Annotated in this window: 16 protein-coding genes and 1 pseudogene; 10 read left to right on the top strand and 7 right to left on the bottom strand. The window is 45.9% G+C overall.

The features are described 5' to 3' along the window. Positions 1-22: 22 nt before the first annotated feature. The gene (locus AC4E8B_RS15620; protein ID WP_490214278.1) at positions 23-265 is read right to left on the bottom strand and encodes a DNA alkylation repair protein; all 243 of its coding nucleotides are present in this window, start codon (positions 263-265) and stop codon (positions 23-25) included. 132 nt (positions 266-397) lie between these two features. Here AC4E8B_RS15620 and AC4E8B_RS15615 point away from each other — a divergent pair, with 132 nt between their 5' ends. The 6 genes from AC4E8B_RS15615 (at position 398) to AC4E8B_RS15590 (ending at position 5,766) form a co-directional block, all read left to right on the top strand. Continuing rightward, a complete protein-coding gene (locus AC4E8B_RS15615) occupies positions 398-667 on the top strand; it encodes a hypothetical protein (protein ID WP_490214277.1) in 270 nt (89 codons plus the stop codon). Positions 668-803: 136 nt separating this feature from the next. Further along, positions 804-1,793, top strand: a complete 990-nt coding sequence (locus AC4E8B_RS15610) for a YncE family protein (protein WP_490214276.1) — start codon at positions 804-806, stop codon at positions 1,791-1,793. Then, positions 1,786-2,469 (top strand): response regulator transcription factor, encoded by a 684-nt coding sequence (locus AC4E8B_RS15605; RefSeq protein ID WP_490219715.1) that lies wholly within the window; start codon positions 1,786-1,788, stop codon positions 2,467-2,469. Before AC4E8B_RS15610 ends, AC4E8B_RS15605 begins: the two co-directional genes overlap by 8 nt. Then, on the top strand, positions 2,466-3,860 hold the full coding sequence (locus AC4E8B_RS15600; protein ID WP_490214275.1) for a sensor histidine kinase: 1,395 nt from the start codon (positions 2,466-2,468) through the stop codon (positions 3,858-3,860). The genes AC4E8B_RS15605 and AC4E8B_RS15600 overlap by 4 nt, the downstream gene beginning before the upstream one ends. 400 nt (positions 3,861-4,260) lie before the next feature. Further along, positions 4,261-5,046: a CAP domain-containing protein gene (locus tag AC4E8B_RS15595; RefSeq protein WP_490214274.1), complete on the top strand. Its 786-nt coding sequence runs from the start codon at positions 4,261-4,263 to the stop codon at positions 5,044-5,046. A gap of 222 nt (positions 5,047-5,268) precedes the next feature. Continuing rightward, positions 5,269-5,766, top strand: coding sequence for a GNAT family N-acetyltransferase (locus AC4E8B_RS15590; protein ID WP_490214273.1), 498 nt, complete (start codon positions 5,269-5,271; stop codon positions 5,764-5,766). Positions 5,767-5,781: 15 nt separating this feature from the next. Here AC4E8B_RS15590 and AC4E8B_RS15585 read toward each other — a convergent pair whose 3' ends face one another. Then, positions 5,782-6,249, bottom strand: coding sequence for an Hsp20/alpha crystallin family protein (locus AC4E8B_RS15585; protein ID WP_490214272.1), 468 nt, complete (start codon positions 6,247-6,249; stop codon positions 5,782-5,784). A gap of 177 nt (positions 6,250-6,426) precedes the next feature. Beyond that, complete coding sequence (locus AC4E8B_RS15580; protein WP_490214271.1) at positions 6,427-6,921, bottom strand: Hsp20/alpha crystallin family protein; 495 nt, start codon at positions 6,919-6,921, stop codon at positions 6,427-6,429. A gap of 231 nt (positions 6,922-7,152) precedes the next feature. Here AC4E8B_RS15580 and AC4E8B_RS15575 point away from each other — a divergent pair, with 231 nt between their 5' ends. Together AC4E8B_RS15575 and AC4E8B_RS15570 are read left to right on the top strand one after the other, a co-directional pair. Then, entirely contained in the window at positions 7,153-7,932 is a 780-nt protein-coding gene (locus AC4E8B_RS15575) for an SDR family oxidoreductase (RefSeq protein WP_490219714.1), read from the top strand. A 171-nt stretch (positions 7,933-8,103) separates the two neighbouring features. Then, positions 8,104-9,600, top strand: coding sequence for an HD-GYP domain-containing protein (locus AC4E8B_RS15570; protein WP_490214270.1), 1,497 nt, complete (start codon positions 8,104-8,106; stop codon positions 9,598-9,600). 120 nt (positions 9,601-9,720) lie between these two features. Here AC4E8B_RS15570 and AC4E8B_RS15565 read toward each other — a convergent pair. Further along, positions 9,721-10,827, bottom strand: a pseudogene (locus AC4E8B_RS15565) (mechanosensitive ion channel family protein). A 512-nt stretch (positions 10,828-11,339) separates the two neighbouring features. On the opposite strand from AC4E8B_RS15565, the gene AC4E8B_RS15560 reads away from it, so the two are divergent. After that, a complete protein-coding gene (locus AC4E8B_RS15560; protein ID WP_490214269.1) occupies positions 11,340-11,495 on the top strand; it encodes a YflJ family protein in 156 nt (51 codons plus the stop codon). 99 nt (positions 11,496-11,594) lie between these two features. Then, on the top strand, positions 11,595-12,380 hold the full coding sequence (locus tag AC4E8B_RS15555; protein ID WP_490214268.1) for a hypothetical protein: 786 nt from the start codon (positions 11,595-11,597) through the stop codon (positions 12,378-12,380). A gap of 61 nt (positions 12,381-12,441) precedes the next feature. Here the strand turns inward: AC4E8B_RS15555 and AC4E8B_RS15550 are convergent, their stop codons facing one another. The 3 genes from AC4E8B_RS15550 to uptA all read right to left on the bottom strand — a co-directional run bounded on the left by AC4E8B_RS15550 (position 12,442) and on the right by uptA (position 15,061). After that, entirely contained in the window at positions 12,442-13,005 is a 564-nt protein-coding gene (locus AC4E8B_RS15550) for a GNAT family N-acetyltransferase (RefSeq protein ID WP_490214267.1), read from the bottom strand. Positions 13,006-13,336: 331 nt separating this feature from the next. Next, complete coding sequence (locus AC4E8B_RS15545; protein WP_490214266.1) at positions 13,337-14,458, bottom strand: amidohydrolase; 1,122 nt, start codon at positions 14,456-14,458, stop codon at positions 13,337-13,339. A gap of 24 nt (positions 14,459-14,482) precedes the next feature. Then, entirely contained in the window at positions 14,483-15,061 is a 579-nt protein-coding gene (gene uptA, locus AC4E8B_RS15540; protein WP_490219712.1) for an undecaprenyl phosphate transporter UptA, read from the bottom strand. Positions 15,062-15,080: the final 19 nt, after the last annotated feature.

Here is a 15,080-nt window from a genome sequence, read left to right as displayed (position 1 = left end):
AATGCTTTGGCATCCCCCATTTCTATTTCATCTCTCCAAACTTTACAAACGTCTTCTCATCCTCTACCAGCCCGCAGGCTGCACACTGCACCCTGACTTCAGGTCCTTTATAAGCCATATGGAAAGGGCTCAGCTGCTCTTCAGCATATTCTTCCAAAACACTGCCAGAGCCGGGATCGAGCTTTACTGGCTGTGCTACCTGCCTGATGATATTGAACCTGCTTCGATTGGTTTTACAGTTCGGGCAGCGGTAAGGTGTCCCCATGAACATTCTCCTTTCATACTTCCTGTAATTTTGCCGGTGAACGTATTTTTTGCCATTGCAGTCTTCTTTATGCATATATAGTAGGGGTATACTAGAAAGGATGGAAAGACGCAGGCAAGGAGAGATTGAAAAATGAACAATGATTATGCTTATTTGCTTGACCAGTACAGGCAGCTTTGGAACAACCGCAGGCTTGAAGGTCCCGGAACACCCGAAGATATTCTCAAGGATGCTATCCGGAGGGAGCTGAAGGATGAAAATGCCCATCCGCGTGCCAGAAAGCGGGAGGCAGAAAAGTTCTACCTGGCTGTTAAGAGGATTACAGAGTCGGACATATACCCTGAAGATAAGCTTATTCTGATAGATATGCATTGCCAGTTATTTGAACAAATTACTTCATGAGGGTCCTCAGCTGCATGACCCCTTGAATTGAGAAAAATGGCAAAGCCGGTCTAAAAATATGATCAATAACTTTTCACAAATACTTCACAGGAGAAGGATATAATCTTCGTATACATAGCAGAAAAGGGGAACACTCATGAGGGCAATCGGACTGACGCTGGGATTGGCATGGATGCTGCTGGTGCTGACAGCCTGCAGTTCTGAACAATTTCCGCCAATTGCAAAGAACAAAAAGGTGGCGGCCACCGTCAATATTAAGGACATGTCTTTGACCTTCATTGATTTGGATGCACAGGCTGAAATGGAAACCTGGGATCTGCAAAAGCCGTATACGGGCGGCCTGATCCTTCCTGATGGGGACTCGCTGCTATTATACGGAAAGCAGCTGGATACCATTGATATGTATTCACTCGAGGAAGGTGCAAAGATCGGTGAATGGCCCGCAGGTGCTGGGATAGTCAACGGCAGGCTCCTTGGAAGCCGGGAGGAAATTGCTTTTGCCGATCAGGAAAAAGACGAAGTCAGGTTTTATGATTTAAAAGGTAAAGAAACCGGTGCCGTTCCAACGGAAGAAGATCCATTGACGATACTTGAAGAAAAGGAAAAAGGGAGATTATTTGTCTCCAGCTTCAATCACGAAATGATGACAGTCATAAATTTAAATCAAGGCAGGAAGGTATCGTCCTTTAAAATTCACCCTTCCGCAGCGGGTGCCCTGATTAGAGAGGAAGAAGGGGAACTTTGGATAGGCGGGCATGGAGAGGGTGCAGAAGCCGAGAAGGACATCCATGTTTACAGCCTGGATACGGGCATTTTGGTAAAATCAATCCCTGCCCCTACCATGCCGGTAGGATTTGCCGAGATGAATGGATTTATCTATGCCCTCAGCCACGGCTCCAGTACATTATATAAGATGGACAGCCTCGGTAAAAAGGTAAACAGCATCCAGGTTGGGGCCAATCCTTTTGAAATGCTTTCTTTCGGGGAGTATCTGATTATAGCGGGCTATGACAGCAGCGATGTCCACCTGATTGATCCCGGACCGCTCCAGGTCAAAAAGACGATCAAAACAGGAGAAGGGCCATTCCAGATCATACTCCGGGGGGACATAAAAAGTGATGAATAATATAGAATTATTGATAGTTGATGATGAAGAAGATATGCGGCACTTGATCGGAATGTACTTAGAGAACGCCGGCTTCCGCTGCCGCTATGCAGCAGGAGGGACAGAAGCGCTGAATGAACTAGGAAAAAATGTCCCTGATCTCATCCTTTTGGATATCATGATGCCTGGTGAGGATGGATTCGCAGTTTGTGAGAAGATCCTTGCCCAATATGAGGTCCCGGTCATTTTTTTATCTGCAAAAGGAGAAGAGTGGGATAAGGTAAGAGGGCTGCAGATCGGGGGAGATGACTACATCGTCAAGCCTTTCAGCCCGGGCGAATTGACAGCGCGCATCCATGCGGTCCTGAGGAGAAGCGGAAGCATCATCGGAGCCGATTCAAATATAGTGGCGGCAGGAAAGATAAATATTGATAAAAAGGCGCGGAGCGTGAAGGTAGAAGGCAGCCATATCATGCTGACGCTTAAAGAGTATGAGCTCCTGATGTTTTTCATCGGCCACCAATCACATGCATTGAGCAGGGAACAGCTTTTAGAGCAGATCTGGGGAATGGATTACCTCGGCAGTTTAAGGACTGTTGATACCCACATCAAAACATTAAGAATGAAGCTTGGGGCAGGAGATTATATACAGACAGTGTGGGGGATCGGCTATAAATTTGAGGTGCCCCGCGAATGACATACTTCTCAGGCAGCCTGGCAAGGAAAATCTGGCTGGCGATCATGGCCGCCATTGTCATCACCATTGTGTACTCTTATTTTCTATCCTATCTGTTTTATGAAAACCTTTATGTTTCACATATTGAGGAAGAGCTCCTTCAAGAAGGCGGGCGGCTTGCCTCACAGTACCGTTCCGGCCCGATTACCGAACAGTATAAAGAAAAGGTGGAGTGGTATAACCAAGTGTCGGATGCGGAAGTTTTTGCTGTCAGCAATCCAAGAGAGCTGAGTGCCTGCCTCCCATTTGAGATAGATTATGACACGCTGATCGGACCTGAAGAAAGAGAGCAGCTCCTAAAAGGAGATCATATCCTTAAAACAGGGTATGAAGAGCGCTTTGGCCGGAGAATCATGGGGGTCATCATCCCTTTGCTCGACGAAAACAGGCTTGAAGGGATTTTATACTTATATATCCCCGTGGAAAACATCTCTGAAGTCACAAAGGATTTTGCCTACTGGTGGATAGCAGCTGCTCTGCTGTTTCTCGGAGCTGCCTTCATATTCGGGACAAAAGTGATCAGAAAACTGACACATCCGCTTGCAGATATAAAAAATGCAGCAGAAAGAGTGTCCTCCGGAGACTATTCCAGCAGGGTCACCATACAGTCGGAAGACGAAATAGGACGCCTTGCCAGGGCATTCAACCAGATGTCATCCTCCATCCAGAAAGAAGATGAAAGAAAGAAGGAGTTTCTGGCAGACATTTCGCATGAGCTCAGGACACCAATCAGCTATATCAAGGGATATAGTGATGCAATCCTGAAAGGGATCGCGGAAAAAGATGAAAAGTATCTGCACCTGATCAACAGGGAAGCGGTCCGGATGGAACGGCTGGTCGGCGACCTCCTTGATTTATCAAGACTGGACACAGATGAATACCAATTACTCAAAATGCCTCTTCCCCTCGCTCAGGTTATTGAAGACAGCCTGGTGCGGTACACACCCGCACTTAAGGAAAAGGGAGTAGAAATGCAGTCAATGCTTGATCCTGACATCATCATTTATGGCGATGAAGGCAGGATTGAGCAGATTGTCCAAAATATAATAGACAATAGCATCCGATATACAGACAGGGGCTATATTGCAATTACACTGGAAGCTTCCGGCAGCAAGGAATGCATCCTGGAAATAAAGGATACAGGAAGCGGAATCCCGCCGGAAGATCTCGAGAATATCAAGCAGCGATTCTACCGGGTAAACAAAGCCCGATCCAGGGATGACGGAGGTACTGGCCTAGGGCTCGCCATTGCCGAAAGGCTCGTCCAGCTGCATAATGGCACGATCTGGATAGCCAGTGATCCTGGAACAGGCACAACTGTAACCATAAAGCTCCCAATGATAGTGGATTGAAATGGAAAACCTGGAATTTCCGGGTTTTTTCTTTTTTCTAATATACGAATTTCTTTCACATTTGTAATTGCTGTGTAATAAAAGTAAACAATGCTGCCTCTTTGAAAATGTGTCAATAAGGCTTCTCTATCATATGTTTGGAAAAAGGGATGTTCTTTTCCAATAGATTAATTATTATCCATTCAATAATATTCCAAATCATTCTCATAGAATATGCTGATGCAATAAGCTTTTCCTGCAAGTATGGCCCGAATGCGGAAAACTGCAGAACATCCATGTACTTCAAAACTACTATTATGTTAAATCCTCCCTCTAATATTACAAAAATCGTATGCTATGATATTACTGCAAGCAAGAGAGCAACAAAAAACAAACTACGATAATCAGGGAGGATTCATACATGAATAAAAAAGTGATCTTATCAGTAGCAGCGGCAGCAGCATTGCTTGTGTCACCAGGACTTAACAAGGCAGATGCAGCATCGAATTGCCCGACTCCACAGCAAGTTAAAGTAAATTATTCTGGAAACTTAAATAATGAACAAATTAACAGCCTGCTTCAGAAATACCTGAAACAATATAATATCAACTGGGAAAATGTCCAGTTAAATAAACAGCCGGCAAAAGCGGCGCAGCCTAAGCAGGAAGCATCTGCACCAGCAAAAGCTGAGCAGCCAAAACAGCAAGCACCAGCACCGGCACCAGCAAAAACTGAACAGCCTAAGCAGGCAGCCCCTGCTCCAGCTCCAGCGAAACAGCCTGCACCGGCACAAGCTGAACAGCCAAAAGCTGCACCTTCATCATCACAAGTGAGTGCGTTTGAGCAGAAGGTTGTCGAGCTTACTAATCAGGAACGCGCGAAAAACGGTGTACCTGCCCTTCAGCTTGATACAGAGCTGAGCAAGGTTGCACGCGAAAAGTCTAATGACATGAAAACAAAAGGCTATTTTGACCATAACAGCCCAACATACGGGTCTCCGTTTGACATGATGAAGAAATTCGGCATCTCTTACAGAACAGCCGGTGAAAACATCGCAATGGGCCAGCGTTCACCTGAAGAAGTGGTGAAAGCATGGATGAACAGCGAAGGCCACCGCAAGAACATCATGAACGCCAACTTCACACACATCGGTGTAGGCCATGTGGCAGAAGGCAACTACTGGACTCAAATGTTCATCGGAAAATAATATGGCACCTCAAAAGAGACAGCACCCGCTGTCTCTTTTTTGTACAAAATTTATCCTCAGGATAACCGCGATGGGCTGTTTGTTACACAGCATCATTTAGATGAGCATGAGCTTAGTGGTCAACAGGGGCAATCCTGTGCTGAAATCGGCCGATTTTCCTTCATGATTTTCCCGAAAAAGGTTACAATACTTCCTAGAGCTAATTAAAGACAGGGGATTTCTATGGACATCAGAAAAGCTGAACCAAAAGATATACATAAAATTATGGAAATTGTAAAGAAAACAGTTGAGATTATGAAGCAGGAAAAAAATGATCAATGGACAGATGAATATCCTGCAGAAACTGATTTCCTTAATGATATCAAGAACGGAACGATGTTTACTGCTGAGATGGATGGAGAACCTGCCGGTGCAATTACATGCGACCAGGTCCAGGCAGAGCAGTACAGCCAGGTATCCTGGCAGAAGGATACTGGGGAATGCTATGTGTTCCACCGTCTGGTCGTTAATCCTGAAATCAGGGGAGGCGGAATTGCAAGCCGTCTTATTTCCTTTGCCGAACAGCATGCGGTACAGCAAAATATCCCTTACATGAGAACCGATACATATTCACTTAATAAGAAAGCCCAGAAGCTATTTGAGAAGAATGGCTACAAAAAGGCTGGCAAAATCTATATGGACAGGGAGCATCCTTTCTTTTGCTATGACAAGCTCCTCTGAAAAAGTTCCGGCAGTTCAAGTTTCCATCTTAAAGGGAATATCGACAGCTTCTTCGCTTTCAGGAATGGGCATGGCGATTGTCAGCAGACCGCTTTCCAGGGAGGTTTCAATTCCTTCCCGAATGACCTGAAAGGGAATGGTAAGCTTTTTCTCAAAGTTCAGGCTGGGGCGCTCTTTTATCAAATATTCCCGGTTGGGGAGCAAGGTCAGATATTTTCCTTTAATAATGATTTCATCCTTAGTCAATTGAACCTTGATTTCTTCCCGTGAAATTCCAGGAAGTTCTGCTTCCACAATGAGGTAACTTCCGGATCTGTAGACATCACATCTGGGAACGGAGCCCTGCTGGCTAAAGAACGCTGCTCCCAGATTGGATGACATATTCCGGTCATCATGATTCTTTTTATTCAGATTGCTGAGCATCGGCTCATTTTGGAACTGGGTGCTCCACTCTAGCAGCTGTCTGAATTGTTCCAATTCCATCTTCTTGCCTCCTTAAGAAAAAGCGTAAGTGCCTTGCTCCCGTTAAGAGAGCTGTGTCCTGCGGGAACGTCTTCTTGCCCCCTCTGTCAGGCCTGGAGGGTCAGGTAATATGCCGGGGAGTCACCGAAATTAGTGATTTTTCATCTCATATCCCCCAAATATGCCATGGGAAAGCGGCTACAGGATCTCGGTCACTTCAATCTCAGAAAATTGCATATCAATATTTTTCGGTATCCTGACTTCAAGCATGCTGTCTTTGAAGCTGGCAGAAGAGCCTTTCCTTTTCACAAGTACAGGAAGGGTAATTGTATGTTTGTCGCCATACTCAGGAATATTCTCCAAAATCATCTGGTTTGAAGTATGATAAAGCTTCAGCTGTTTAAGCCAGGATTCATCTTTAATCCCAATCCTGACAAAAACATAATCATGTGTTTCGTAGACAGAGGTATCGAGCTTAGAAGAACCGGGAGGAGAGGGATCAGCAGTAGCATTCCCCTGCTGGAAGGGATTAAATCCCTGCATCATATTCTGCGGCCCTCCCATTCCCTGCATTGATTGAGGAAACAGCTGCCCCATCATACCTTGAACATATTTATCAATTTCGTCGGGCTTGAGCTGCTGCATCGTGTTTTTCATGTCTTTGTTAAACGGGAAAAGGTTCCAGGGAAACATATGATACATCCTTTCCTAAAGAGGCATATGCCCCGCAATCAGTATATCTTGCAGTATTATATGCAGGCAGCAGCCTAACCGTTAATAAACGATGGATTTCTTACAATGGCCGGCTGTCAGTCCAATGGCTTATATTTGCATCCAGCCTCTTTTTATTTGCATATCTCAATGGTTCTTCATAGTATAGTGATTAAGAAAGCAGAAAAATATATTGCGGGGTAATGTATCTTGGTGAATGTAAAGACGGCTTTAATCACCGGCGGAGCGGCCGGCATCGGAAAAAGGACAGCCATTGAACTGGCAGGCAATGGGGTTTCGCTTGCAATCAACTACCGCAGCAGCAGGGAAAAAGCTGAACAGCTCGCAGGGGAACTGACGGAAACATATGGGACAAAGAATATTGCGGTCCAGGGTGACATTGCTTTAGCAGAAGACTGCCGCCGCATCGCTGAGGAGTCACTGAAATATTTCGGCTCAATCGATATCCTGATCCATAATGCCGGACCATACATACACGAACGAAAAAGAATGGCCGATTATTCCCTTGAAGATTGGAGCTACCTGATGAATGGGAATGTGAACGCGGTCTTCTGGCTGACAAAGCTCCTTCTTCCTAAAATGAGGGAAAAACGCTGGGGAAGGGTCATCACGATAGGATTTGACAGAGTTGAAACGGCACCGGGCTGGATATACAGATCAGCGTTTGCTGCAGCAAAAACGGCTGCGGCTTCTCTCACCAGGACTCTTGCACTTGAAGAGTCTGAGAACGGGATTACAGCCAATATGGTCTGTCCCGGTGATATCGTCGGAGAGTGGAAGGAAAGGGAAATCGTTCATGCCAGGAATTTGATCGGAAATCTGCCTGAAACTGAGAGAGATGCCACCGGGGAGGATATTGCCAGGGTCATTTCGTTCTTGAGTGATGATAATTCCGCCTTTATAACCGGGAGCATCATCCCGGTTACAGGCGGAAAGGATATATTGGGAAAAGCATACAGGCGTGAAGGATGAGAAGGGCACATTGCTGGCGGCAATGTGCTTTTTGCTGAAAAAAAATTGTGTTGTTACAAGAGAAAGTTTGAGAGAAACCTGGCTCAGAATCGAGTACGTATAGTTTTGAAGGTGGAAGGGTGATAAAATAGTAGGAAATAACTACAATTTTAATGCAGGGTGCTGTGAAAGATGGACATATATAATAGGTTTCTTAAGAAACTCCTAATCAATTACATATTCGGCTCTTTGATTGCAGTGCTGGCAATCGGGGCAACCTTTATCTTTACTACCATTGATGCCAGGGGATATGATAAGGCCCTTATATGGATGATCCTGGCCGGGTCAATGATGATCATGTTTTTTACCGAGGGCTTCTTCTTCAGGCAGCATATAAAGCCCATCCGTGCTGTCTTTCATTCTGATGGAATGGATGCAGAGTCTGTCAGGAAAGCGATCTTGAGGCTGAAGCAGTTTCCAGTCCTCACGGTCAAGCGGATTTTGCTCCCGCATCAGCTCGGCCTGACAGTACCTGCAGCTTCGGTTTCACTTTACCTTATCGCAGCAGGCGTGCTCCAGCTTTCCTTATATATGGTGCTGTATGCAGTCATTGCCGCTTTTCTTGTAGCCAGCATGCACGCCCTTGTAGAATTCTACTTGACGCTCCGGGCAATCAAGCCGGTACTGGCGCACTTAAAATCAGCCGGAGCGCCAGTCAGGCGGCTTTCGCAGGAGATACCATCGACCATTCCTATCAAAAAGAAATTCCGTTTGACAGTCCTTGCCATTGGTGTCCTTCCTGTCCTGATCTTCATGGTTGCTGCCCAGATCAAGCTGGAAGGTCTGGGGATGGAAACAGCTGTTTTTTGGCAGTGGGCTGCTGTTGTCATCTTTATTACAGTTTGCTATGCTGTGCTGACTGCGAAGTATATGGCGGAGGATATTGAAGAACCGATTTCCCGCCTGCAGACACAGATGGCAGAGGCGGAGAAACAGAACTTTGCCTATTTGGAGGATAATGTTTATACGGACGAATTCTCAGAGGTTTTTAACGGCTTCAATATCATGATATCAGCATTAAAGCAGAGGGAAGAGACGAACAGGCAGCTGCTGGAGAGCTTCATGACCGTGCTCTCAGCCGCACTTGATGCAAGGGATCCATATACTTCCGGACATTCCATGAGAGTGGCTTCTTTCTCCCGTGACATAGGAAAGAGGCTTGGGCTCGATGAGGAGGAGCTGAAGAAGCTATATCAATCTGCCCTTCTCCATGATATTGGCAAGATAGGGGTCCCGGATGAAGTCCTGCAAAAAGAAGGAAAGCTGACAGACGAAGAATTTGAGTTCATAAAGGCCCATCCGGTGATTGGTGAAACCATTCTCAAGCAGGTACAGCCGGCAGGCGAAGTGGCGTCATTGCTCCCCGGGATTCGTTCCCACCACGAAAGGATCGATGGAAAAGGCTATCCTGATGCTCTTCAGGGGAATGCTATCCCTTATTTTGGCCGCATCATCGCTGTAGCCGATTCTTATGATGCCATGACCTCTGACAGGCCTTACCGCAAAGGCATGCCGCCAGAAAAAGCTTTGAATATCCTTGAGAATGGAAAAGGCACGCAGTGGGATCCTGACGTTGCAGAGGCTTTTATAGAGCTCGCCAGAAGAAGGGTGAAGCCTGATGCCTCCTGATCTTTCTGGTTATCTGTGGGCTATAAGATAAACCCTTTATCTTTCAAACAAAATAAAAAGCCGCACCATATTGGCGCGGCTTTATCAAAGCAAGCAGATTTTTCCCGCCGGAGGCATACTTCATGATGAACGCAGCAATGCCTTCTCTTCCTGAAGAATCCTGCTTCGAGCCTGAGCGTCTTCTGATTGGACAACCAGCGTCCGTGTCGGGAAAGCCATGCTGACTTCTTCCTCTTCAAGGATATGCATGATTTTAAAATTAACATCTTCTTTGATGGAAAGATAATCTTCGAAAGAGGTAACATTCGTAAAAAAGTACAGGTAGATATCAAGGCTTGATTCATTGAAACGGTCAAAGCGGACAATGATTGTGTCATTATGGATCTCTTTATGCTCAATGAGCATCAGTTCAATGCGCCTTGCGATTGTCTGGAGCTTTTCCCTTGATGTTGAATAAGTAACCCCGAGGTGAAAGGCAATCTGCCTTTTTCCCATTTTTGACCAGTTTATGATCGGCTCATTGGCGAGGGTCGAGTTGGGAACAGTCACAAGAGCCTAGGCAAAAGTACGGATCTTAGTGCTTCTGAAGGTTATATCTTCCACAGTTCCTTCAACACTGGGGGTTTTAATCCAGTCGCCGATTGTAAAAGGTTTTTCCGTTACAATGACAATCCCGCCAAACAAATTGGAAACTGTTTCTTTCGCCGCCAGGGCAAAAGCAAGTCCTCCGAGACCCAGTCCGGCTATGAATCCATTGATATTGAATCCCCATTCTTCCGCAATCATGCTTCCTCCGAGAACAATGACAAGAGTCTTGGCCATCTTGGAAATAAAAGGGATGACCAGCTTATCAACATTGATATCAAGTCTGTTCATCAGTTTAGGAAACAGCACCGTCGTCATGCTGCTTAAGTTGAAAAGGCCCCAGGCCGCAAGCAGAATGAAAAAGGACCGGAACAGCTTTTTTTCGGCAGCATCACTAATCAGATCATATGGAAAAAACTGCAGTGCCAGCTGCAGCCCAATGACTACAAACAGCCATCTGACAGGCTTTTGAAAGGAATTAAGGATGTAAGAGGCTGTGTTAATGCCTTTTTTATCGGTGAAATCGATAATCAGCTTAAAAATATATCTTGTGAAAACTTTGCGGAGCAGCAAAAACAAAATCAGGATTCCGGCAGAAATGGCAAACTTTGTCCAAAAATCATCAGATAGCAAGTAACTCATTATTTTCCTCCTTGAAGCAAAACTAAGCAGTGATAAACATTAAAACACTTTACCACTAACTGCAGAAAAACTTAATAGGTTTAAAGACATAACTTTCAATGAACACAGACGGGACATTAAAAAAGGGGGAGAGAAAAGTTCAGCTTTATATTTAAGAAGCACCAGCCAAAAAGCCTGTCTGTCTTTTATACGTATGCGGAGGTTAAACATGAAAGTACAAAAATGGATATGCTGTTTTTTCTTATCTTGAATGAGGGGTGTTCTCTTTTTTGGATAACCTTCCTGACAGCCTTCACTGTGCAAATGCAGTTTGATACATGCTGCGGGCCGATGCTATGATTCAGGGAGATGAATGCTGCAGAAAAAAGTTCTCTTTGCATCATTCCCTGCTATTCTACTTATGGTTTTTCAGCGGGGCTGATCCGCTGCCCTGAAATTTCTCCATGAAGGTCTTCTGCCGCCTCTCCGTGCATATATTTTACGGACAAGCGATTTGGAGAGGAGAATGAAGGGTGGCATATCAGGGGTCAAAAGGCTGGTACATTCAAAAGCTGAAGGAAATGGGGATCAATAAGCATCCAATAGACCGCAGGAAAATAGAGTTGTACAAAACATATATTGTGAGAAAACTGTACATCGAGGAATTGAATAAACATCAAGGGAAATAAGCACAAGCTGAGACTGCATAGAAAAGCAGTCTCTTTTGTTATGGCATTTTGGAAAGCGGCGGAGCATATGATGAAGGATAAAAGGGGTGGAGGTGGATAGTGAGATCTCTAATTGCAAACAAGCTGACCGCCATTTGGAAGGAAGCGGGGGACTGGTGCCCAGATGTTCCAGGTGAACCGGGAAGTCAGGGGCAGCGGGCCCGGCAGCGGATTTACTTGCTGAGGCATTATCCGGTTCTGCTTCATGAATACTATTTGATGGCCCGCCTGATTATCCATGCCAATTGGCTTGTACGGCCTTACAATCTTTTCTCTTTTAAATGCGGAAGCGCGATTGATTATGATGCTTTTTATGCGGCAGCATGTGAGGAAAATATCGACAGCTTTACATACACAGGCATTGACGAGGAATTGTGGGGCAGCCAGAACGGTGTCCCGCCCAATAAATTGAAGCTGATTTGGTCATCTTCATCCTGTCTGCCAAGCGGGGAATTGGACACTATTAATCTTCTGCTGTTCCCTAAATCTTTATATAGCTTTTCAAGCAAGGAATTTGAAGCGATAAGCCAGCAGCTGCAGAAGGCCGATATGACACGCAAGAGAATATGCCTGGCATTTTCGGCATCAGATCCGGAAAAGCCTGAGTTCGAGCTAAACCGGTTCCACTCACTCCTTGAACAGATTTCCAGATGGCAGAAGTACAAAATCTGCAAAGAGCAAACCATTCACTTCCGAGCTGCTGCAGCCTCTCAATACGCTGATAGCCGTTTCGAATATCCCAAAAAAATTCTGAAGGAATTCAGTGAAAAGGAATCCTCATCGATCAGGCCGGTCGAGAGGCTTGAAAAGGCGTATATAAATGCGGTTTTCCTGGAAGCGCGGTAGTTCTGCCCAATGAAAAAAGCCAGTCTGGAATGACTGGCTTTCATTTATGGTTTGTGCCGGGTTATGCCTCCAGCAAATGAGAAATGTCCTGAACCTGCTGGACTCCGCCCCGCATCACGTGAAGCGTGTATAAGTCCTTTGGAATTTCGTATAAGTTGTAGATAAGCTCCTGCTTGTTCAGCTGTTCGAAAAGATGCTTCCTTGATTCATTTGCCTGAATAACATACGGAAGCTTCTCAGCAGCTCTTTGAGACCGAAGATTGACACTTCTGATCCTCATGAAGATCGTTTCGATCCCGGCTTCGTAAAAAAGCTCATCAAAAAAAGCATCCTTGGCCGTCTTGTTATACCCTTTGCCATGGTATGGCTTGCCGAGCCAGGTGCCGAGGAATCCAGCCTGCTCCTGGATATCGAACAGATTGATGGTTCCTATTGGAGCACCCCATTCATCCAGGATGGTGCGGGAAATGAGCTCACCGCGTTCCTCTGCTTCAATCGTCTGCTTGGTCATAAATAAAAATTCATCGTAGGAATAGGCTTTTTGTCGCACAAAAGGGAAGACTTCCGGGTGCGTCATTAATTCGTACAATGCATGGCAATCCTGAAGATCGCGTTTCTTGAGCATGTATATTCCCTCCAGCCCGAGGTAGTCCTGCTCCACGCCAAATAGAGCCCTGGTCCCACCCTCGAAATTTTTTGTAATGTTGCTAAAAAATTTCGGGGTGGGAATCGAACCCACTAGGACCATTCTCAGCTGTGCTGGATGGTGGCGCACCATTTGCCTTCCCTATATCTATTGCATTCCATTATGTGTTTTATCAAAGGCAAGAATTCATTCAGAATGATTGCCACTTAAGGTATCATACTAGAAAAAAATAAAAAAATAAATAGGTAAATTGTTAATATTTCATGAAAAAATTACAGCAAAATTCACCAGTAAATTTTGACAAAATTCATCATTCGGAAAATGCGAATTCCCCGTCGATCATCGTCCAAAAAGGCTTGGCCATAAAGTGGAACGGATGAAGGCTCCATAGCGCCAAATCTGCATCCTTGCCTGGCTCTATGGAGCCGATTCTGTCCTCAACCTTCAAGTTCCTGGCCGGAAGAAGTGTGATGCCCTCGAGCGCTCGCTGTTCGGGAAGGCCTTCCCGGACAGCAATGGCTGCACATACATTCAAGTACTGTATCGGGGTATAGGGGTGGTCGGTCGTTATCGAGACTTCAATCCCCTTTTGGGTCAGCTCGCTGTAAGTTCTCCATGTTTTATTTTTCAATTCTACCTTCGATCTTCTGGTCAATGTCGGGCCGACAGATACTTTTAATCCCCTGCCGGCCAGTTCGTCTGCAATCAGATGGCCTTCAGTGCAATGCTCAATCCTTAAATCGAGATTGAATTCATCTGCCAATCTTACTGCTGAGATAATATCATCAGCTCTGTGTGCGTGAATCCGGACAGGGATCAAACGTTCAAGGGCCAGGAGAAGCGGTGCTATGCGGAGGTCTTCCGGTGATGCCGAGCTCTTGGCTGCATTAAAAGCCTCCCTCAGCATCCCCATGATGCCCATTCTGGTGATCGACTCTTTATTGCCGTGGCTGTGAATCCGCTTTGGGTTTTCCCCGAGTGCGATTTTGAGGCCAGCCGTTTTCTGGATCATCATCTTTTCAATATTTTTGCCGGCGGTTTTAATGACAGAAGTGGTTCCGCCGATGACATTGGCGCTTCCGGGCATGATATGGACGGCAGTGATTCCATAGCGGACAGCGTCAGAAAAAGCGGGATCCAGCGGATAAACGCCATCCATGGCCCTGATATGGGGACTGAGGGGCTCAATCGTCTCATTGGCATCATTACCTGCCCAGCCGGTTCCTTCATCATAAAGGCCCAGGTGAGTATGGACATCAATGAAGCCGGGGAGAAGATGCCTGCCGCTGCAGTCGATGATCCTGACAGCGGAATCCGTTTTAATCGAAGGGGCGGCCTTTTCAATCTTACCGTCTGAAACAAGGACGTCCCCTTTGAAGGGAGCTGAAATGATCGGGTAAACTAGTGCATTTTTCAGCAGCAGCCTCGGCATGCCCATGCCTCCTTTCTTTTTGCATCAATCTTTTTTCCGTGCTTTTACAGTAATATAACCGGCAAGCAGGATTGCGGCCAACATGATGATTGGAGCCAGAAAAGGTTTGGCATAATCCTTGACTTCATTCCAGTGGGTGCCAAGCTCCATTCCCAGCAGCAGAAAAAGCACAGTCCAGGGGATGATGGCTGCCACAGTGTACAGAAAAAAGGTTCTGAGTGGCATCTTTGCTATTCCGGCCGGGATGGAAATGGCATGCCTGACTACAGGTATGAACCTGGCAGTAAAGATAACTCCGGTGCCGTATCGGTGAAACCATTTTTCAGCTGCATCCAGATGGCTGCTTCTGATCAAGATATACTTCCCGTATCTCTCAAGAACAGGTCTTCCCCCAAAATACCCGAGCCAATATAGAAAAAGCTGCGCAGCTGTTCCGCCTGCGACCCCGGCGAGCAGAGCGCCCGCAAAATGGATTTTTCCGCTTGCAACCAGGTATCCGCCGTAGCTCAGGACAATTTCACTGGGAACCACTTCTGCCATCAATCCTAGAGCAATCCCCCAATAGCCAAGGCTGGAGAGAAACTCAAATAACTGTACGATCATTTCCTTCAATGGATTATGC

The organism is Bacillus sp. SRL543, from assembly GCF_984799205.1.
The sequence above is the reverse complement of the archived record's forward strand: the minus strand, read 5'-3'. Positions and strand labels throughout refer to the sequence as shown.

Excerpts from the sequence above, each read along its gene's own strand:
- AC4E8B_RS15605 (WP_490219715.1), top strand. The coding sequence starts at position 1,786 with ATGAATAATATAGAATTATTGATAGTTGATGATGAAGAAGATATGCGG.
- AC4E8B_RS15585 (WP_490214272.1), bottom strand. The coding sequence starts at position 6,249 with ATGGAATTGGAACAATTCAGACAGCTGCTAGAGTGGAGCACCCAGTTC.
- AC4E8B_RS15610 (WP_490214276.1), top strand. The coding sequence starts at position 804 with ATGAGGGCAATCGGACTGACGCTGGGATTGGCATGGATGCTGCTGGTG.
- AC4E8B_RS15550 (WP_490214267.1), bottom strand. The coding sequence starts at position 13,005 with ATGCTCAAGAAACGCGATCTTCAGGATTGCCATGCATTGTACGAATTA.
- AC4E8B_RS15570 (WP_490214270.1), top strand. The coding sequence starts at position 8,104 with ATGGACATATATAATAGGTTTCTTAAGAAACTCCTAATCAATTACATA.
- AC4E8B_RS15600 (WP_490214275.1), top strand. The coding sequence starts at position 2,466 with ATGACATACTTCTCAGGCAGCCTGGCAAGGAAAATCTGGCTGGCGATC.
- AC4E8B_RS15615 (WP_490214277.1), top strand. The coding sequence starts at position 398 with ATGAACAATGATTATGCTTATTTGCTTGACCAGTACAGGCAGCTTTGG.
- AC4E8B_RS15595 (WP_490214274.1), top strand. The coding sequence starts at position 4,261 with ATGAATAAAAAAGTGATCTTATCAGTAGCAGCGGCAGCAGCATTGCTT.
- uptA (WP_490219712.1), bottom strand. The coding sequence starts at position 15,061 with ATGATCGTACAGTTATTTGAGTTTCTCTCCAGCCTTGGCTATTGGGGG.
- AC4E8B_RS15545 (WP_490214266.1), bottom strand. The coding sequence starts at position 14,458 with ATGCCGAGGCTGCTGCTGAAAAATGCACTAGTTTACCCGATCATTTCA.
- AC4E8B_RS15590 (WP_490214273.1), top strand. The coding sequence starts at position 5,269 with ATGGACATCAGAAAAGCTGAACCAAAAGATATACATAAAATTATGGAA.
- AC4E8B_RS15620 (WP_490214278.1), bottom strand. The coding sequence starts at position 265 with ATGGGGACACCTTACCGCTGCCCGAACTGTAAAACCAATCGAAGCAGG.
- AC4E8B_RS15580 (WP_490214271.1), bottom strand. The coding sequence starts at position 6,921 with ATGTTTCCCTGGAACCTTTTCCCGTTTAACAAAGACATGAAAAACACG.